The organism is Streptomyces sp. NPDC056347 (genome assembly GCF_042262625.1).
In the GTDB taxonomy this organism is placed as follows: domain Bacteria; phylum Actinomycetota; class Actinomycetes; order Streptomycetales; family Streptomycetaceae; genus Streptomyces.
Genome location: NZ_JBHJQP010000011.1, coordinates 1 through 17,503 on the forward strand (window position 1 = coordinate 1; position 17,503 = coordinate 17,503).

A 17,503-nucleotide genomic window follows, 5' to 3' on the forward strand; every position below is an offset into this window, starting at 1 on the left:
GGCCGGTCCCGCACGAGGTCAGTCGCGCGGCTCGGAGGCGTCCAGCATGGCCTCGCGGTCCACGACCTTGATCCGCTCGCGGCCCTGCTCCGCGCCCAGCGCCTGCTCGTGGGCGTCCAGGCGGTGCCAGCCCTCCTTGGTGGTGTAGCGGATGCCGCGGTCCTCCAGGAAGGCGGTCACGGCCTCCGGCTCGGGGCGGACGGGCGCGGCCAGCCGGCCCTCGGCGCGGTCCTCCAGAAGGCAGGCCACCGTCTCGTTGGCGTCGCCCTTGGTGTGGCCGATCAGCCCGACCGGGCCGCGCTTGATCCACCCGGTGACGTACACCGAGGGCAGGTGCTCCCCGCCGTCCATGACCCGGCCCGCGGCGTGCGGGACCGTGCCGGAGACCACGTCGAACGGGAGCTTCGGGAGCTCCTGGGAGTAGTAGCCGACCGCGCGGTAGACGCTCTGCACGTCCCAGTCGGTGAAGGTGCCGGTGCCCTTGACGTTGCCGGTGCCGTCCAGCTCGGTCCGCTCGGTGCGCAGGCCGACGACCCGGCCGTCCTCGCCGAGGACCTCCACCGGGGACTCGAAGAAGTGCAGGAACAGCTTGTGCGGCCGGTCGCCGGCGTCGCGGATGGCCCAGTTCTCCAGGGTGGAGGCGACCATGTTGGCCTGCTTGTTGTTGCGCCGGGTCTCGATCGAGCCCGCGTCGTACTCGATGTCCTCGGGGTTGACGATGACCTCGATGTTCGGCGAGTGGTCCAGCTCCCGCAGCTCCATCGGGCTGAACTTGGCCTGCGCGGGGCCGCGCCGTCCGAAGACGTGCACCTCCAGCGCCTTGTTGGCCTTGAGGCCGTCGTAGACGTTCGCCGGGATCTCGGTGGGCAGCAGCTCGTCGGCCGTCTTGGCGAGGACGCGCGCCACGTCCAGCGCCACGTTGCCGACGCCGAGCACGGCCACCTTCTCGGCCTCCAGGGGCCAGGTGCGCGGGACGTCCGGGTGGCCGTCGTACCAGGAGACGAAGTCGGCGGCGCCGTACGAACCGTCCAGTTCGTGGCCCGGGATGCCGAGCGCGCGGTCGGCGTCGGCGCCGGTGGAGAAGATCACCGCGTCGTAGAAGGAGCGCAGGTCGTCCAGGCCGATGTCGTTCGGGTAGTCGACGTTGCCGAACAGGCGCAGCTGGGGCTTGTCGAGCACCTGGTGCAGCGCCTGGACGATGCCCTTGATCCGCGGGTGGTCAGGGGCCACGCCGTAGCGGATCAGGCCGAAGGGGGCGGGCATCCGCTCGAACAGGTCGATCGAAACACCCGGGTCCTGGGCGGCGTCGGATTTCAGCAGCGCGTCCGCCGCGTAGATGCCGGCGGGGCCGGCTCCGACTATGGCGACACGGACGGGGCGGGTCATCAGGTGCTGGTCCTTAGAACGAACTGGTGCGGTCTGTGCAGTTCAGGGTAAAGGTAAGGCTGGACTTACCGCCCCTGCGGTCACGTTAGCCGCTGCCCGCCGGCCTGCCCCGACCGGTTCGCCCTGCGAGACGCCGCATCCCGCCGGCCGGCATCCGGGGCGGCTCCCGGTGGCGGCCGGGTGGCACTCGGGGCGATTCGCCCGACCGCGCGGGGTTCGCTCGAAGAATCGGACAAATGATGGCAAAGTGACCCACATGGATGATCGGGTAGCGGGTGCCCTGTCACTCCCGGACGACTGGCCCGCCCACCCGGACCTCAGTCTCGCCCTGAACCGTATGGGCAGCTTCGACTGGGATCTCGACAGCGGCTTCCTGCACATGGACCGGCCCGCGCTGGACGTGTTCGACCTGCGGCCGGAGGAGTACGACAGCCGGCCGGAATCGCTCGCGGTCCGGGTTCCGCCGGACGAGGGCGAACGGCTCGACGGCATGGTCGCGCGGGCGCTGAAGGGCGGGCAGGCCAATTACGGCGCGTACTTCCGGATCAGGCGGCGCGACGGCGGTCTGCGCTGGACGCACACCCAGGGCTTCATCCGGCGCGACGCGGAGGGCCGCGCGCGCCGCATCATCGGCATCGTCCGCGACGCGACCCAGGAACTGGCCGACTCCACCGCCCGCCGCGAACTGGACCTGGAGCGGCGCCGCCGCACCAGCCTGGTGGACGGCACCACGGCCGCCCTGGCGCACGCCCGGACCGTCGCGGACGTGATCGAGGTGCTGAAGAACTCCCAGGGCCTGGCGCTCCTGGGCGCGACCAGCCTGGTGATGGGGCTGATGGAGTCCGGGCGCATCCATCTGGTGGCCGACGGCCCGGAGGACTCGTTCGTGCCGGGCACCCGGTACACCCGCACGGACGAGCAGTACCCGATGAGCGAGGTGGTGCGCACGCTCGCACCGCGCTTCATCGAGTCCGCCGCCGACTTCGCCGCCTCGTACCCGATCCTGTGGCCGCACATCAGTCACCTCGGGATCACCTCGGCCGCCTATCTGCCGCTGATCGCCCAGGCCAGGCCGATCGGCGCGCTCGGCCTGCTCTACAGCGACAAGGACGGCTTCACCCCGGACGAACGCAATCTGCTGGTCGCGCTCGGCAGCTCGATCGCGCAGAGCCTCCAGCGGGCCATGCTCTACGAGCAGGAGCACGATCTCGCCGAGGGCCTCCAGCAGGCGATGCTGCCGCGCAGGATCCCGGACGTGCCCGGCGCGCAGATCGCCGTCCGCTACCGCTCGGCCCGGCTGGGCCGGGACATCGGGGGCGACTGGTACGACGTGATCCCGCTGCCCGGAGGCCGGGTCGGCGCCGTCATCGGGGACGTGCAGGGCCACGACACCCATGCGGCGGCCGTCATGGGGCAGCTGCGCATCGTGCTGCGGGCCTACGCGGCCGAGGGGCACAGTCCCGCGACGGTGATGGCGCGGGCCTCGGTCTTCCTGCACGAGCTGGACACCGACCGTTTCGCGACCTGCACCTACGCGGAGGCCGACCTGACGACCGGGGTGGTGCAGCTGGTCCGGGCCGGGCACGTCGACCCGCTGGTGCGCGAGAGCGACGGCCACTGCCGCAGGCTTCCCGCGGAGGGCGGCCTGCCGCTGGGGCTCTCGGCCGAGTTCGGGCGGCTGGAGTACCCGGTCAGCACCATGGAACTGGACCCCGGCCAGACGCTGGTGCTGTTCACCGACGGGCTCGTGGAGCTGCCGGGCGCCGATCTCGACGAGGGTGTACAGCTGCTCACCGCCATGGTGCGCAACGGTCCGCAGGACCTCCAGCGGCTCGCCGACCGGCTCTGCGCGGCGGTCGACGAGCGCGGCGGCGAGGACGATGTCGCGGTCCTGCTGCTGCGCCGCAAGGTCGCGCACGCCCCGCAGCCCGGCGGGCGCCTCCAGCAGCACGTCGCGCAGAGCGACCCGGAGGCGCTCAGCTCCGCCCGCCACATGATCAGGGCGGCGGTACGCGCCTGGGGCGCCAAGGAGCGGGCCGACGAGATCGAACTGGCCGCCGACGAGCTGATCACCAACGCGCTCATGCACACCGACGGCGGGGCCATCGTCACGATCCGGGTGCTCGCCGGTCCCGAGCGCCGCCTGCGGGTCGACGTCGAGGACCGCTCCAGCGCCCTGCCGAGGAGGCGCGACGCGGGGGACACCGGGGTGTCCGGACGGGGGCTGATGCTGGTGGACCGGCTGGCCGACCTGTGGGGCGTGGAACCCCGCGGCAGCGGCAAATGCGTCTGGTGCGAGTTCGTCATCCCGGCACACGAGTGACCGTCCCCGGCCCCCGGCACCCGAGTGACAGCCTGTGCCGCTCCCGGCCCCCGAGCGGCAGCCGGTGCCCCTCCGGTACCCGAGCGGCAGTGGTGACCTCCCGGCACCCGAGTGATGCCGCACGCCGCCCTGCCGGACCATAACGGATCACTACATGTCTGTACTTGACCGTAACCGACCGTAGGGATTGACTGCGGTCTCGTCGGTGCTGTCTCCCGACGCCATCCCGGCACCACCTCGACCACGGCTCGACGACAGGAGGACCCGTTGGACACCGAGCTGCTGGCCCCGCTCGACCTGGCCTTCTGGCACCTCGAATCCGCCGCCCATCCGATGCACCTCGGCGCGCTCGCCGTCTTCGAGCCGGCCCCGTCCCCCGAGGGGGAACCGGGCCCGGACGCGGAAGCCGTGCTGGCCCTGCTGGGCAGCCGGGCCGCGGCCGTTCCCCGGCTGCGGATGCGGGTCAGGGACGTACTGCTGCCGGTCGGCGGGGCCGCCTGGTTCGCCGACCCGGACTTCGACGTCCGGCGGCACGTGCGCCGGGTGCGGCTGACCGGGGCCGAGGCGCGGGAGGAGAACGGCGGCTTCACGGCCGGCGCCACCCGGCTCGCCGGTGAGCTGATGGAACGCCCCCTCGAACGGGGGCTGCCGCCCTGGCAGATGTACCTGATCGACGGCGTGCGCGGCGGTCCCTTCGCGGTACTGGTCAAGCTCCACCACGCGCTGGCCGACGGCATGCGCGCGGTCGCCATCGGGTCCGGGATCTTCGACGAGATCGCCGCCGCCGGGCGGCCCCCCGACCGCCGGGCACGCCCCGTCCCGCCCCGCTCCTGGCTGCCGGGCCCGCTCGCGCTGCGCCGGATCGAGGACCTCGGGCGGGCCTTCGGTGTCGGCGCCTCCATGGTGCGGGCCAGCCGCCTCGACCCGCGCGGCGCACCCGCGCTCACCGCACGCTCCAGCGGCACCCGGCGACTGGCCACCGCCGACCTGGACCTCGATGCCCTCCGCCGCATCCGCCGCGCCGCGGGCGGCACCGTCAACGACATCCTGCTCGCGGTCGTCGCCGGGGCGCTGCGCCGCTGGATGCACGAGCGCGGCGATCCGCCGCCCGGCCAGGACCCGCGCGCCCTGGTTCCGGTCTCGCGCCGCAGGCCCGGCCGGGCCGCGGCGGGCGGGAACCTGCTCTCCGGCTATCTGCTCGACCTCCCGGTCCGCGACCCCGACCCCTGGCGGCGGCTCGGCGCCGTACGCGCCGCCATGGACCGCAACAAGGCCGCGGGTCCGCTGCGCGGCGCCGGGGCGGTCGCCGTCCTCGCCGACCAGCTCCCCTCGCTCGCCCACCGCTTCGGCGCGCCGCTCGCCGGGGGCGCGGCCAGGATGCTCTTCGACGTCCTGGTCACCAGCGTGCCCCTGCCGCGCTCGGCGCTCTCGCTCGGCGGCTGCCCGCTGCGCGCCGTCTACCCGATGGCTCCGCTGGCCCGCGGCCAGGCCCTCGCCGTCGCGCTCGCCACCTACGGCGGCCGGGTGCGGGTCGGGCTGGTCGCCGACGGCGAGGCACTGCCCGATCTGGAACGGCTGGCGCGCTGCGCCGACGAGGAGGTCGCGCGGCTGCTCGCCCTGCTGCCGCCCGCCGCGGCCCTGAGTCCTCGCCCCGTCGAACGGCCATAGATCGGACAGATTTCCCGGTAGGTGCCGGATTCGGTGGTGCCTGGGGTGTTGACGTGCCCAAGTGATCCGATGAATATTCGCTGTGTGCAAGAAGCGATCATCGGGGAGGGCGGCGGAAGCATGCGGCGCAGCACGCTGGGAAACAGCGCGGTGGAGGTAACCGAGCTGTCCTTCGGGGCGGCCGCCATCGGCAACCTCTACACCGCCGTCGACCCGGACCGGGCCGCCGCCGCCGTCGACGCAGCCTGGGGCGAGGGCGTCCGCTACTTCGACACCGCGCCGCACTACGGGCTCGGCCTCTCCGAACGACGGCTGGGCGAGGCCCTGCGCGACCGGCCCCGCGACGCGTTCGTCCTGTCCACGAAGGCGGGCCGGGTCCTCGACCCGCTCCCCGCCGGGGCCACCCACGAAACCGGCCCCGACCGGCTCAGCGAGGGCTTCGCCGTCCCCGCCACCCACATCCGGCGCTGGGACTTCAGCGCGGAAGGCGTACGCCGGAGCATCGAGGAGAGCCTGGAACGGCTCGGCCTCGACCGCATCGACATCGCCTATCTCCACGACCCGGACGACCACGCCGAAGCGGCCTTCCACCAGGCCTATCCGGAGCTGGAGAAGCTGCGTGCCGAGGGCGTCGTCCGAGCCATCGGCGCCGGGATGAACCAGACCGCCATGCTGACCCGCTTCCTCCGCGACACCGACGCCGACGTGGTGCTCTGCGCCGGGCGCTACACCCTCCTCGACCAGTCCGCGCTCGACGAACTGCTGCCCGAGGCCGCCGCCCGGGGCCGCGGTGTGGTCGTCGGCGGGGTCTTCAACTCCGGGCTGCTCGCCGACCCGCGCCCCGGCGCCACCTACGACTACACCGCGGCCCCCCGCACCCTCCTGGACCGGGCCCTGCGCATCAAGGCCGTCACCGAACGCCATGGCGTCCCGCTGCGGGCCGCCGCCCTCCACTACCCGCTCGCCCACCCCGCCGTCGCCACGGTCCTCGTGGGCACCCGCTCCCCGGACGAGGTCCGCGACGCCGCCGCCCTGCTCCGCCGCCCCGTCCCGGACCAGCTCTGGGAGGAGCTGCGCGCCGAGGGCCTGCTCACCGAGAACGGACACTGACGCCATGAGGATCGCCCTGCACACCAAGGTCCGCGCCGACCGCATCGAGGAGTACGAGGCCGCGCACCGCGAGGTCCCGGCCGAACTCACCGCCGCGATCCGGGCCGCGGGCGCCACCTCCTGGACGATCTGGCGCAGCGGCACCGACCTCTTCCACGTCATCGAATGCGCGGACTACGCCGCACTCCTCGCCGAACTGGAGCAGCTCCCCGTCAACGTGGCCTGGCAGGCCCGGATGGACGAACTGCTCGACGTCTCCCACGACTACTCCGCCGAGGGCGCCGAGGCCGGCCTCCCGGTCGCCTGGGAGCTGTGACATGACCGGGGAACGGCGCATCGTCGACGCCCACCACCATGTGTGGGACCTCGCGGTGCGCGACCAGGACTGGATCACCGGCGAGGAACTCGCCCCCCTGCGCCGCGACTTCACCCTCGCCGACCTGGAGCCCGAGGCCCGCGCCGCCGGGGTGCGGGCCACCGTCCTCGTCCAGACCGTCACCGTCGCCGAGGAGACCCCCGAATTCCTGGCCCTCGCCCAGGACAGCGACCTGGTCGCCGGGGTCGTCGGCTGGTGCGACCTGACCGCACCGGACGTCGCCGACACCCTGGCCGCCCTGCGCGAGCTCCCCGGCGGCGACCGGCTCGCCGGCATCCGCCACCAGGTCCAGGGCGAACCCGACCCGGGCTGGCTGCTCCGCCCCGACGTACTGCGCGGGCTGCGTGCCGTCGCCGACGCCGGACTCGTCTACGACCTCGTCGTCCGGGCCCACCAGCTGCCCGCCGCCGCCCGGGCCGCGGCGCTGCTGCCCGGGCTGACCTTCGTCCTCGACCACGCGGGCAAACCCCCCGTCGCCTCCGGCGCACTGCACCCCTGGGCCGACGACGTACGGGCCCTGGCCGCACGCCCCAACACCGTCTGCAAACTCTCCGGCCTGGTCACCGAGGCCGATGTGCGCGAGTGGACCGTGCGGGACCTGCGCCCGTACGCCGACACCGTCCTGGACGCCTTCGGGCCCGACCGGCTGATGTTCGGCTCGGACTGGCCCGTCTGCCGGCTGGCCGCGACGTACGGGGAGGTCGTCGACACCGCGCACGACCTCGTCGACACCCTCACCGAGGACGAGCGGACGCGTGTCCTGGCCACCACCGCCGAGCGGGTCTACCGGCTCTGACAGACGCTCCGCCGGGCCCTTCGGCAGTCCGGAACCATGCCCGGACAGCCGGAGGCCGAAGCCCCGCGGATCCTCTTCGGCGGCCATCCGGCCGGGCAGGAGACCGGCCGCGTCCCGCCGCTCGGCACCGGCGTGCTCGAGACCGCAGCCCCGCCGCCCACCACCCCGCACGGCGCGAAGGCGACCACCCCGCCAAGCTCGCCGGCAAGGAGTTCGGGGCGGAGAAGGAGACCGGGACGCGGATCCACGGACGCGCCGGCGAACCGTGCCCCGTCCGGGGCGGCACCAGCGGCGAGGTGCCGTTGGCCGACTCCTCGCTCCAGTACCGTCCGGCCTGCCGGACCGGCGGCGGACAGCTCGCCGACCGCCGTCCGTCCCGACTGCTCGAATGATCGTCCGCGGACGGAGATTCCGCGGCCCGACCGGTCCCTCCGGCCCGGTGCGCGCTCTACACTCCGGCCATGCTCCGCGTACTCGCCGTCGACGACGAAGAACCCGCCCTGGAGGAACTCCTCTACCTCCTGCGCGCCGACCCCCGCATCCGCAGTGCCGAGGGGGCCACCGGAGCCACCGAGGCGCTGCGCCGCATCGGCGGAGCCGTGGACGCGGGCCCGGACGATCCGGCCGCCATCGACGTCGTCTTCCTGGACATCCACATGGCCGGCCTCACCGGCCTGGACGTCGCCCAGCTGCTCGCCGGGTTCGCCGCACCGCCGCTCATCGTCTTCGTCACCGCCCACGAGGGCTTCGCCGTCCAGGCCTTCGATCTCAAGGCCGTCGACTACGTACTCAAACCCGTACGCCGCGAACGGCTGGCCGAAGCGGTGCGCCGGGTCGCCGAACAGGTCGGCGACCGCACCGCGCCCGTGCTCGACACCCCGGGCGACCAGATCCCGGTGGAGCTCGGCGGAGTCATCCGGTTCATCCCCGTCGACGACATCGCCTACGCCGAGGCCCAGGGCGACTACGCCCGGCTGCACACCGCCACCGGCAGCCACCTCGTCCGCGTACCGCTCACCACCCTGGAGGAGCGCTGGCGTGCGCGCGGCTTCGTCCGCATCCACCGCCGCCACCTGGTGGCACTCGGCCGGATCGACGAACTGCGCCTCGACGCGGGCAGCATGAGCGTCCGCATCGGTGCCGCCGAACTCGCCGTCAGCCGCCGCCACACCCGCGCCCTGCGCGATCTGCTGATGCGCCAGACCGGGCGCTGACCACCCGCTTACCGGAGTCCGGCCTTCCCACGAAGGTCCGGTGCTGCGTACACTCCGGGCCCATGTCCGCAGAGCCAGCGCCCCGGCGCGAAGTGGTGACGGGGGAGCCCCGGCGGGTGCGCCCGCTGCCGCGCTACCGCACCCAGTCGGAGATCGACGAGCAGACCGCGCTCGGCGGCGCGTACGTCCGCTCGCTGATGCGCGGCCAACTGCGGGCCGGACTCACCGCTTTCACCGTGCTCGCCGTGGTCGTCGCCACCCTGCCGCTGGTCTTCGAGGCCCTGAACAGCTCCGCGCTGGTCTGGGCGGTCCTCGGCTTCGCCGCCTACCCGCCGCTCACCCTGATCGCCTGGTGGTACGTGCGCCGGGCCGAGCGCAACGAGCGCGACTTCGCCCGGCTCGTGGAAGGCCGCCCCGCTCCGTGAGCCGTACGTACGCGGTGGCGGCGGTCGCCGTCGTCGTCCTCGCCACCCTGCTCGTCGGCGGATTCGGACTGCGCATCTCCCGCACCACCTCCGACTTCTACGTCGCCTCGCGCACCGTACGCCCCCGGCTCAACGCCGCCGCCATCAGCGGCGAATACCTCTCCGCCGCCTCCTTCCTCGGGATCGCCGGACTGGTGCTCGTGCACGGCCCCGACATGCTCTGGTACCCGGTCGGCTACACCGCCGGATACCTGGTGCTCCTTGTCTTCGTGGCCGCGCCGCTGCGCCGCTCCGGCGCGTACACCCTGCCCGATTTCGCCGAGGGACGGCTGGAATCGCGGCAGGTACGCCGGCTGGTCAGCGTCTTCGTGGTCGCCGCGGGCTGGCTCTATCTCGTCCCGCAGCTCCAGGGCGCGGGCCTCACCCTCAAGATCCTCACCGGGGCGCCCGGCTGGCTCGGCGACGTGCTCGTCGCCTCCGTCGTCGTCATAGCCGTGGCCGCGGGCGGCATGCGCTCCATCACCTTCGTCCAGGTCTTCCAGTACTGGCTGAAGCTGACCGCGCTCCTGGTCCCCGCGATCTTCCTGGTGCTCGCCTGGCGGGGCGACGGCAGCCCCCGGGTCACCTTCACCGAACAGCTCCCCGTCTTCCGCGCCGAACATCCCATGTACGCCACCTACGGGCTGATCGTCGCGACCTTCCTCGGCACCATGGGCCTGCCGCACGTCGTCGTCCGCTTCTACACCAGCCCCAACGGCCGCGACGCCCGCCGCACCACGGTCGCCGTCCTCGCCCTCGTCGGCGTGTTCTACCTGCTGCCCCCGGTCTACGGGGCACTCGGCCGCCTCTACGCCCCCGAGCTGGTCCACGGCGGGGACGCGGACGCCGCCGTCCTGCTGCTGCCCGGCCGGGTCATCGGCGGTCTCGGCGGAGACCTGCTCGGCGCACTCGTCGCGGGCGGCGCCTTCGCCGCGTTCCTCTCCACCGCCTCCGGGCTCACCATGGCCGTCGCCGGCGTCATCACCCAGGACGTGCTCCCCTCGCGCGGGGTACGGCACTTCCGGCTCGCCACGGTCCTCGCCACATCCGTCCCGCTGGCCGGCTCGCTGCTGGTCAGCCGGGTGCCGGTGGCCGACTCCGTGGCCATGGCGTTCGCGGTCTCCGCCTCGTCCTTCTGCCCTCTGCTCGTCCTCGGCATCTGGTGGCGGCGGCTCACCCCGCCCGGAGCCATCGCCGGACTGCTCCTCGGCGGCGGCTCCGCGTTCCTGGCCGTCACCATCACCGTCAGCGGTGCGGTGCGGCCGCCCGGCTGGCCGCACGCCCTGCTCGCCTGGCCCGCCGTCTGGTCGGTGCCGGTCGGCTTCCTCGCGATGATCCTGGTGTCCCTCGCCACCCCCGGCCGGATACCCCCCGGCACCAACGCCGCCATGACCCGCTTCCACCTGCCGGAAGCGCTGACCTCCGGGAGACACCGATGACCGGAGCCGGCTGGGCGGCAGTCGTCCTGCTCGCCCTCCTGCTGCTCGGCGCCGGATACCTGCTCGGCCGCCGCACCGCCCGCCCCCTGCGCACCAGTGACGTCGGCACGCCCGTCGAGCACGCCACCTTCGAGACCCTGCACACCGCCTCGCTCGCCGCGCCCCCGCTGCGCGCCGGGCTCACCGAGGAGAGCGCCCGCAAGGCCGCCCGGCGACTGCGCTCCCTGCTCGGCACCGACGCCCTCTGCCTCACCGACCGCGACCGGGTGCTCGTCTGGGACGGCGAGGGCGAGCACCACGGCCGCCAGGTGATGGACCAGGTACGCGAACTGCTCGCCAACGGACGGGACACCGCCTTCCACAGCGACTGCGACGACCTCGACTGTCCGCTGCGCTGGGCCGTCGCCGTACCGCTCACCGTCGACAACCGGGTGCTGGGCAGCCTGGTCGCCTACGCGCCCCGCGAATCCGCGGTCCTGGCCAGGGCCGCCGGAGAGGTCGCCCGCTGGGCCTGCGTACAGTTGGAACTCGCCGAACTCGACCGCTCCCGCACCCAGCTCATCGAAGCCGAGATCCGGGCGCTGCGGGCCCAGATCTCCCCGCACTTCATCTTCAACTCACTCGCGGCCATCGCCTCGTTCGTCCGCACCGATCCCGAACGGGCCCGCGAACTCCTGCTGGAATTCGCTGACTTCACCCGCTACTCCTTCCGTCGCCACGGCGACTTCACCACCCTGGCCGACGAACTCCACTCCATCGACCAGTACCTGGCGCTCGTGCGGGCCCGGTTCGGTGAACGCCTCGCCGTCACCCTCCAGATCGCCCCCGAGGTGCTGCCCGTCGCCCTGCCGTTCCTCTGCCTCCAGCCCCTCGTCGAGAACGCCGTCAAGCACGGCCTCGAAGGGGCGGTGCCCGGCGCCGAGGAGGAGCGGACCTCGACCCGGATCACCATCAGCGCCTTCGACGCCGGCGCCGAGGCCGAGGTCGTCATCGAGGACGACGGCACCGGCATGGACCCGGAACGGCTGCGCCGGATCCTGCGCGGCGAGGGCGGCCGCTCCACCGGCATCGGCCTCCTCAACGTCGACGAACGGCTCCGCCAGGTCTACGGCGACGACTACGGACTCGTCATGGAGACCGGTGTCGGCGCCGGGATGAAGATCACCGTACGACTGCCGAAGTACCGTGCCGGAGTGCACGGCTCCTGACCGGCGGCACTCAGTGGAGATGGATCGCCAGATGACCGAGCGGCAGCCCCAGCTGCCAGGCCGGAGTCCAGACCTGGGCCGCGTCCTGGGCCGCATCACCCCGCTCCGGCCACTCCTGCGGCGGGTCCGGGAGCGGTGTGCCGATCGCGTCCAGGTCGGCCGCGAGCAGCTCGGTCTCCTCCAGCCACCGCCAGGCCGCCCGGGCCAGCCGCAGATCGGGGCCGCGGCCGTCCGCCCCGTGGGCCGGGGCCGCGCCGAGCGCGTCGAGCCGCTCACGGACCCAGCCGCACCAGGCCGCCCCGTACGCCGTCAGCAGCATCAGCTCGTCCAGCCGGGACGCGGGCAGCGCGTCGGGCACCGCACCGCCGGAGAGGAAGACCGTGAGCGCCAGGGCGTCGCGCCCGGCCCGGTACTCCAGTGTGGACGGCTCCATCAGATCGCCGGTCCGCAGCATGCCGTCGGCGACGTACTCCGCGTACATCCAGTCCATCGGGACCAGCAGCCCGCCACCACTGGTTCCGTCCTGACGCTCCGGGCGCATCCCGTCTCGCCTCTTTCTCTGTTCGGTACCGCGCTTCAGGGAGCATTGAACCGGGGGAGTGCGCCCCGCGTGGCCAGAAGTACAGGATCCGTCAGGACCGGCTCCGTTCACGACACGAGGATGCGATGACCGCCGACCCCGGGGAGGGCACGCACGTGCGGCATGTGCTCGGCGCCTATGTGCTCGACGCGCTCACGGCCGGCGAGACCCGCGAGGTCTCCCGGCACCTTCAGTCCTGCGACCGCTGCGCCGCCGACTACGTGGCGGCCGCGGAGGCGGTCTCGCTGCTCGCCCTGCTGCGCGAGGAGGACCTGCTCGAGTAGCCGGGCAGGCTGCCGGAGAGCCGGCGCAGCGCGTAGTAGGACCGGGACTTGACCGTGCCGGGCGGAATGCCGAGCACCCGGGCCGTCTCGTCGACGGTGAGGCCGCGGAAGTACATCTGGACGAGCACCGCGCGGTGCTCCGGGCTCAGCGTGCGCACGGCCTCGCGCACATCGAGCGCGCAGACGGTGGCCTCGGCGGTGTCGGTGCAGGTGGCGGTGGTCTCCAGCACCGCGTCGCCGACCTCGGCCGGCCGGGCCTGCCGGGACCGGCGGGCGTCGATCGCCAGCCGTCGCGCCACCGTGAAGAGCCAGGGCCGCATCGACTCGTACGGGGCGTCGAAGGCCTCCGGGTGCTGCCAGGCCCGTACCAGCGTCTCCTGGAGCAGGTCCTCGGCCCGCTGGCGGTCGCCGAAGGTCAGGCCCAGCAGGAAGTGGAGCAGGGCGGGCCCGTGTTCCCGCTGGAGCGCCGCGAGGGCCCGCTCGTCGGTCGTCGTGGTGGTCATCGTGAACGCCCTTTCCGCCGAGGCCCCTGCCGCCGTACTGCCGATTCGCGTATCCGAACGCATCCGAGCGCCGAGGAACAGGCGGCGGGCGGGTCCGTGCGACGAGCGGTCGCACAGTGCGGCGAGTGGTGCGGTGAACGGTCGGGCGGCGGTGCCCCGGGCCCCGGGCGGCCGTGGGTACGACCGCCCGGGCATCCGGTCAGCGCTGGTCCGCGGCCGGTCCCGGCGCCTTGGCCAGCTCCGACTTCCGGTACGAGTAGCCGAAGTAGATGACCAGACCGATCAGGAACCACACCACGAAGCGCACCCAGGTCTGCCACTGGAGGAAGGTGATCAGCCAGATGGAGAACACCACCCCGAGGGCCGGGACGAACGGCATGCCGGGGGTACGGAAGGTGCGCGGCAGCTCCGGCCGCTTGTAGCGCAGCACGATCACCGCGATGCACACCACCACGAAGGCCAGCAGAATGCCGATGTTCGTCAGCTCGGCGGCCTCGCCGATCGGCAGGAACCCGGCGATCAGCGCAGAGGCGAAGCCGACGATCCAGGTCACCCGGGTCGGTACGTGCCGGGTCGGATGGGTCTTGGCGAACCACTTCGGCAGCAGCCCGTCGCGGCTCATCGCGAACCACACCCGGGTCACGCCCAGCATGAAGGTGAACATCACGGTGAGGATGCCGATGATCGCGCCCACCGCGATCACATCGGCGAGGCTGCTGAGCCCCACCGACTTGAACGCCGTGGAGAAACCGGACTCCGGATCGATGTCCTTGTAGTTCTGCATCCCGGTCAGCACCAGGCACGCCGCCACGTACAGCACCATCGAGATCGCCAGCGAGTAGATGATCGCCTTCGGCATGTGGCGCTGGGCGTCCTTGGACTCCTCGGCCGCGGTCGACATGGCGTCGTACCCGAAGACCGCGAAGAACACCGTCGCCGCCCCGGTGAAGGCCCCGCCCACCCCGAACGGGAAGAACGGGGTGTAGTTGGAGGTGTTGATGTGGAACAGCCCGACGCCGATGACCAGCAGGACGACCAGCACCTTCAGGACCACCACGACCGTCTCGAAACGGGCCGCGTTCTTGATGCCGAGGGTCAGCAGGTACGCGATGAGCAGGCAGAGCAGCGAGGCGAACAGGTCCACCTTGTGGCCGCCGCCGGTGCCGGGCGCGCCCAGCATCCACTTCGGCACGTCGAGACCGACCTCGCCGAGCAGAAAACTGAAGTAGCCGGAGATGCCGATCGCGACCACCGCCACGATCGCCGTGTACTCCAGCAGCAGGTCCCAGCCGATGAACCACCCCACCAGCTCACCGAGCACCGCGTATCCGTAGGTGTACGCGGAACCGGCCTTCGGGATCAGGCCCGCGAACTCGGCGTAGCTGAAGGCGGCCGCCGCGCTCGCCACGCCCGCGATGAGGAACGAGACCAGCACGGCGGGCCCGGCGGTGCCGTTGGCCACCGTACCGGCGAGGGTGAAGATACCCGCGCCGATGATGCCGCCCACGCCGATGGCGGTGAGCTGCCACAGCCCGAGCGTTCTGGTGAGCTGGGTGGCGGCTTCCCCCGCGGGCCCTTTCTCGTCGATCTGCTCGATCGGCTTGCGACGCAGTACACCCTCGCCCACTCGGAGCCTTGCCATGAGTCACCTTTCCACCGGCGGCAGTCCCTGACGGGCGCTCATGATGGCTCAGGCGGGGCCGGTGTGGAAGACGGCGTGCCGTTCGACGGAACGGATGATTCCGCATCTTTCCGGTGGAATGTCCGGACAGGTCCGTGCGGGTGCGTCCCGGCGCCCCGGCATCCGGTCCGTCCCGGTTCGGCGCGTCATCGTCACGGGACCACCGTGACGGGCCAGCGGCCCGCCTTCACCAGCCGCACCGCGACCGAGCCGATGAAGCGGTGGCCGGCCGACTCCGATGCGCCCACGACCACGGCGTCGGCCTTCAGCTCGTCGGCCGCGGACACCAGCCCGTTGTACGGATCACCGCGGAAGGTGTGGAACTCCCAGCGCACGTCCCAGGTGTCCTTGATCCGGTCGGTCGCCTCGCGGATCTCGTCCACCAGCCCCTGGGCGACCTCGCCGGTGGTGTCGGCGATCGGAGCGCCGAGCGCGGCCCCGGCGGGGATCACGGGCTGGACGTAGACCAGGGCGAGCACGGCGCCCTGGCGACGGGCGAGACCGGCCGCGTACGCGGCGGCCCGCATGGAGGAATCGGAACCGTCCAGGCCCGCGACGATCACTTTCGGACCGTCTGTGCCACGTTCGAACTGATGAGGCTGCCGTTCTGTCACGGCAGTGAGGCTATCCGCTGGCTTTCCGGCAGGCGGAGAGGGGGCGGAACGACGGTCGCCCCGGGTCCTGGGAAGGACCCGGGGCGACTCTCCGTCCGTTCCGCACCGCCCCTGCCGTCAGTGCGGTCCTCTCTTCTCGCGGTGACGTGCCATCAGGACGGCTCCGGCGACGGCGGCCACTGCCAGCGCCGTCCCGGCCGCCGTCGTGGCGGTGCTCATCATGGTGGTGCCGCCGGGCCCGCCGCGCGCCTCGGCCGGTGCCGTCGGGGCCCCGGCGATCGTCAGCGCTGCCTTCGCCGTGGTGGCGGGCGACGTGCCGCAGATGAACGTCACCTCGTAGGAGGCGCCGGGCTTCGCGTCCCAGTCGACGGTGGCGGCGGCCGAGCCGCCGCGCGTGATGGTGACCGTGTCGAAGACGCCGGAACCGGCGGTCGCGGTGGTGGGGCACCCCCGGGCGGCCAGGACGACCTGGCTTCCCGGCGGGATCACCGACGGGGTGACGGTGAACCCGGTCGCGGACGGCACGCCTCCCGACGCCGCCGCGTGCGCGGACGCGGCCGGAGCGGTCAGGGCGAGAGCGGCGGCGCCGAGCAGGGCGACGGGTGCTTCTCGTATCGAGCGCATGGGTGAGCCTCCGGGTCCCCGAGGAGCACTTGCGGAACGAGTTTCCACAGAGTGTCAGAAATGCACCTCGACGCCCCAAACGCTAGGAGTCGCCCGATGGCCCCGCGATCCGGGTGCTCCGCCCGGGGCACCGGCTTCCCCCGGGCGGAGCATCGCGGGCGACGGAGCCCGGACCGCTATCCGCCGGTGGCGCGCGGGAAGAGATCGAGGAACGGCTCCGCGGTGGCCGAGATGTCACGCCCGAACGGGGTGTCGAAGTCCCAGATCAGGAAGAGCAGAAAGGCGATCAGGACACTGAAGAGACCGGCCAGCAGCAGTTCCCGGAAGGTTCTGCGGATCTGCAGGGTGAACAGCAGACCGATCGTCACCAGGGCCCCGACGACGAGGCCGAACCAGACGACGCCGGGCATGGTGGCACCGGCACTCTGGCCCCGGGCGTTGCGCGCGTCGTCGGCCGCGGCCACTTGGTCGACGAGTGGCTGATATGCCTCACCCTCGTGGTCGTTGCGCGGGTGGTAATCGGTGACATCGGCGCGCACCCGGTCCAGCAGGCGGGTGCCCTCCGCGGTGAGGGTGCCGTGTTCGCTCATCGCCCGCCACTCGTCGTCGACGACATGGCGGACGTAGGCGTCCACGTCGGAGCGGATGCGGGTGCGCACCTCCACCGGATACACCGACGAGCGGGCCTGCACCTCGTGCAGGGCCTGGGCCTCCATCCGTACGTACTCCTGGGCCTCGCCCCGGCCCTCCCAGACGCCCGCGATGGCGAGCCCGAGCACGATGGCGTAGACCACGCCGATCATCATCGTCATGTACTCGATGACGTCGGGGGTCTCGGACGGGTCGTCGTCGTCCCCGACCCGGCGGTTGTTGAGTACGGCGATGGTCAGGACCACGGCACAGGCCGCGATCATCGCCAGGGCGAGAACAAGCCATTCCGACATGTGATTCTCCGGGGGTCAGCGGGAGCGGGGACGCAGTACGGCGACGGCGAACACCGCGGGCGCCGTGATCAGCAGCGTGGTGGTCACCACGGAGCCGCCGTGCCGTACGGCCCTGCGCTCCGGCCTGCGGTAGTGAGGCAGCGCCACGGGCCGGGGCGAAGGCGGCGCGGGGCGCGTGGAGGGCGACGGCCCCGGGTCGGGCGAGGGGGCCGGCGCGGGGTCCGGCGCCGGCGCCGGAGGCGGCACCGCGGGCCTCGGCACCGGTCGCGGCGGTGCGGGCCCGGGCGGG

The 17,503-nt window shown here is 72.7% G+C and carries 18 protein-coding genes and 1 pseudogene; 11 read left to right on the forward strand and 8 right to left on the reverse strand.

Annotation, left to right across the window (positions count from 1 at the left end):
* Positions 1-18: 18 nt before the first annotated feature.
* Positions 19-1,386, reverse strand: coding sequence for an FAD-dependent oxidoreductase (locus ACFCV8_RS04740; protein ID WP_376683793.1), 1,368 nt, complete (start codon positions 1,384-1,386; stop codon positions 19-21).
* A gap of 256 nt (positions 1,387-1,642) precedes the next feature.
* Here ACFCV8_RS04740 and ACFCV8_RS04745 point away from each other — a divergent pair, with 256 nt between their 5' ends.
* The 10 genes and pseudogenes from ACFCV8_RS04745 (at position 1,643) to ACFCV8_RS04790 (ending at position 11,984) form a co-directional block, all read left to right on the forward strand.
* Positions 1,643-3,709, forward strand: a complete 2,067-nt coding sequence (locus tag ACFCV8_RS04745; protein ID WP_376683794.1) for a SpoIIE family protein phosphatase — start codon at positions 1,643-1,645, stop codon at positions 3,707-3,709.
* A gap of 267 nt (positions 3,710-3,976) precedes the next feature.
* Positions 3,977-5,377 (forward strand): wax ester/triacylglycerol synthase family O-acyltransferase, encoded by a 1,401-nt coding sequence (locus ACFCV8_RS04750; RefSeq protein WP_376683795.1) that lies wholly within the window; start codon positions 3,977-3,979, stop codon positions 5,375-5,377.
* 120 nt (positions 5,378-5,497) lie between these two features.
* Positions 5,498-6,487: an aldo/keto reductase gene (locus ACFCV8_RS04755; protein WP_376683866.1), complete on the forward strand. Its 990-nt coding sequence runs from the start codon at positions 5,498-5,500 to the stop codon at positions 6,485-6,487.
* A gap of 4 nt (positions 6,488-6,491) precedes the next feature.
* Positions 6,492-6,803 (forward strand): L-rhamnose mutarotase, encoded by a 312-nt coding sequence (locus ACFCV8_RS04760; protein ID WP_376683796.1) that lies wholly within the window; start codon positions 6,492-6,494, stop codon positions 6,801-6,803.
* A 1-nt stretch (position 6,804) separates the two neighbouring features.
* A complete protein-coding gene (locus ACFCV8_RS04765; RefSeq protein ID WP_376683797.1) occupies positions 6,805-7,659 on the forward strand; it encodes an amidohydrolase family protein in 855 nt (284 codons plus the stop codon).
* Between the two features lie 215 nt (positions 7,660-7,874).
* Positions 7,875-8,051, forward strand: a pseudogene (locus ACFCV8_RS04770) (Fpg/Nei family DNA glycosylase); the annotation flags it as partial.
* Positions 8,052-8,120: 69 nt separating this feature from the next.
* On the forward strand, positions 8,121-8,873 hold the full coding sequence (locus tag ACFCV8_RS04775) for a LytR/AlgR family response regulator transcription factor (RefSeq protein ID WP_376683798.1): 753 nt from the start codon (positions 8,121-8,123) through the stop codon (positions 8,871-8,873).
* Positions 8,874-8,935: 62 nt separating this feature from the next.
* Entirely contained in the window at positions 8,936-9,298 is a 363-nt protein-coding gene (locus tag ACFCV8_RS04780) for a hypothetical protein (protein WP_376683799.1), read from the forward strand.
* Positions 9,295-10,776, forward strand: coding sequence for a cation acetate symporter (locus ACFCV8_RS04785; RefSeq protein WP_376683800.1), 1,482 nt, complete (start codon positions 9,295-9,297; stop codon positions 10,774-10,776). Before ACFCV8_RS04780 ends, ACFCV8_RS04785 begins: the two co-directional genes overlap by 4 nt.
* Complete coding sequence (locus ACFCV8_RS04790) at positions 10,773-11,984, forward strand: sensor histidine kinase (RefSeq protein ID WP_376683801.1); 1,212 nt, start codon at positions 10,773-10,775, stop codon at positions 11,982-11,984. Before ACFCV8_RS04785 ends, ACFCV8_RS04790 begins: the two co-directional genes overlap by 4 nt.
* 10 nt (positions 11,985-11,994) lie before the next feature.
* Here ACFCV8_RS04790 and ACFCV8_RS04795 read toward each other — a convergent pair whose 3' ends face one another.
* Positions 11,995-12,525: a hypothetical protein gene (locus ACFCV8_RS04795; protein WP_376683802.1), complete on the reverse strand. Its 531-nt coding sequence runs from the start codon at positions 12,523-12,525 to the stop codon at positions 11,995-11,997.
* A gap of 125 nt (positions 12,526-12,650) precedes the next feature.
* On the opposite strand from ACFCV8_RS04795, the gene ACFCV8_RS04800 reads away from it, so the two are divergent.
* Positions 12,651-12,848, forward strand: a complete 198-nt coding sequence (locus ACFCV8_RS04800; protein WP_376683803.1) for a zf-HC2 domain-containing protein — start codon at positions 12,651-12,653, stop codon at positions 12,846-12,848.
* Here ACFCV8_RS04800 and ACFCV8_RS04805 read toward each other — a convergent pair.
* From ACFCV8_RS04805 to ACFCV8_RS04830, 6 genes are all read right to left on the reverse strand, one after another.
* Positions 12,782-13,351: a sigma-70 family RNA polymerase sigma factor gene (locus tag ACFCV8_RS04805; RefSeq protein ID WP_376683804.1), complete on the reverse strand. Its 570-nt coding sequence runs from the start codon at positions 13,349-13,351 to the stop codon at positions 12,782-12,784. The genes ACFCV8_RS04800 and ACFCV8_RS04805 overlap by 67 nt on opposite strands.
* 199 nt (positions 13,352-13,550) lie before the next feature.
* Entirely contained in the window at positions 13,551-14,993 is a 1,443-nt protein-coding gene (locus tag ACFCV8_RS04810; RefSeq protein ID WP_376683805.1) for an amino acid permease, read from the reverse strand.
* 191 nt (positions 14,994-15,184) lie between these two features.
* Positions 15,185-15,646 carry a universal stress protein gene (locus ACFCV8_RS04815; RefSeq protein WP_376683806.1) on the reverse strand — a complete coding sequence of 154 codons (462 nt, stop codon included), beginning with the start codon at positions 15,644-15,646 and terminating at the stop codon, positions 15,185-15,187.
* A 117-nt stretch (positions 15,647-15,763) separates the two neighbouring features.
* On the reverse strand, positions 15,764-16,270 hold the full coding sequence (locus ACFCV8_RS04820; protein WP_376683807.1) for a hypothetical protein: 507 nt from the start codon (positions 16,268-16,270) through the stop codon (positions 15,764-15,766).
* Positions 16,271-16,446: 176 nt separating this feature from the next.
* Positions 16,447-17,214 (reverse strand): hypothetical protein, encoded by a 768-nt coding sequence (locus ACFCV8_RS04825; RefSeq protein ID WP_376683808.1) that lies wholly within the window; start codon positions 17,212-17,214, stop codon positions 16,447-16,449.
* A gap of 15 nt (positions 17,215-17,229) precedes the next feature.
* Positions 17,230-17,361, reverse strand: coding sequence for a hypothetical protein (locus ACFCV8_RS04830; protein ID WP_376683809.1), 132 nt, complete (start codon positions 17,359-17,361; stop codon positions 17,230-17,232).
* Between the last annotated feature and the right edge of the window lie 142 nt (positions 17,362-17,503).

What these genes read in the sequence shown, in the direction of transcription:
- ACFCV8_RS04805 (WP_376683804.1), bottom strand. Translation starts at nt 13,351, where the DNA reads ATGACCACCACGACGACCGACGAGCGGGCCCTCGCGGCGCTCCAGCGG.
- ACFCV8_RS04745 (WP_376683794.1), top strand. Translation starts at nt 1,643, where the DNA reads ATGGATGATCGGGTAGCGGGTGCCCTGTCACTCCCGGACGACTGGCCC.
- ACFCV8_RS04825 (WP_376683808.1), bottom strand. Translation starts at nt 17,214, where the DNA reads ATGTCGGAATGGCTTGTTCTCGCCCTGGCGATGATCGCGGCCTGTGCC.
- ACFCV8_RS04820 (WP_376683807.1), bottom strand. Translation starts at nt 16,270, where the DNA reads ATGCGCTCGATACGAGAAGCACCCGTCGCCCTGCTCGGCGCCGCCGCT.
- ACFCV8_RS04800 (WP_376683803.1), top strand. Translation starts at nt 12,651, where the DNA reads ATGACCGCCGACCCCGGGGAGGGCACGCACGTGCGGCATGTGCTCGGC.
- ACFCV8_RS04790 (WP_376683801.1), top strand. Translation starts at nt 10,773, where the DNA reads ATGACCGGAGCCGGCTGGGCGGCAGTCGTCCTGCTCGCCCTCCTGCTG.
- ACFCV8_RS04740 (WP_376683793.1), bottom strand. Translation starts at nt 1,386, where the DNA reads ATGACCCGCCCCGTCCGTGTCGCCATAGTCGGAGCCGGCCCCGCCGGC.
- ACFCV8_RS04760 (WP_376683796.1), top strand. Translation starts at nt 6,492, where the DNA reads ATGAGGATCGCCCTGCACACCAAGGTCCGCGCCGACCGCATCGAGGAG.
- ACFCV8_RS04780 (WP_376683799.1), top strand. Translation starts at nt 8,936, where the DNA reads ATGTCCGCAGAGCCAGCGCCCCGGCGCGAAGTGGTGACGGGGGAGCCC.
- ACFCV8_RS04755 (WP_376683866.1), top strand. Translation starts at nt 5,498, where the DNA reads ATGCGGCGCAGCACGCTGGGAAACAGCGCGGTGGAGGTAACCGAGCTG.
- ACFCV8_RS04810 (WP_376683805.1), bottom strand. Translation starts at nt 14,993, where the DNA reads ATGGCAAGGCTCCGAGTGGGCGAGGGTGTACTGCGTCGCAAGCCGATC.
- ACFCV8_RS04765 (WP_376683797.1), top strand. Translation starts at nt 6,805, where the DNA reads ATGACCGGGGAACGGCGCATCGTCGACGCCCACCACCATGTGTGGGAC.
- ACFCV8_RS04775 (WP_376683798.1), top strand. Translation starts at nt 8,121, where the DNA reads ATGCTCCGCGTACTCGCCGTCGACGACGAAGAACCCGCCCTGGAGGAA.
- ACFCV8_RS04795 (WP_376683802.1), bottom strand. Translation starts at nt 12,525, where the DNA reads ATGCGCCCGGAGCGTCAGGACGGAACCAGTGGTGGCGGGCTGCTGGTC.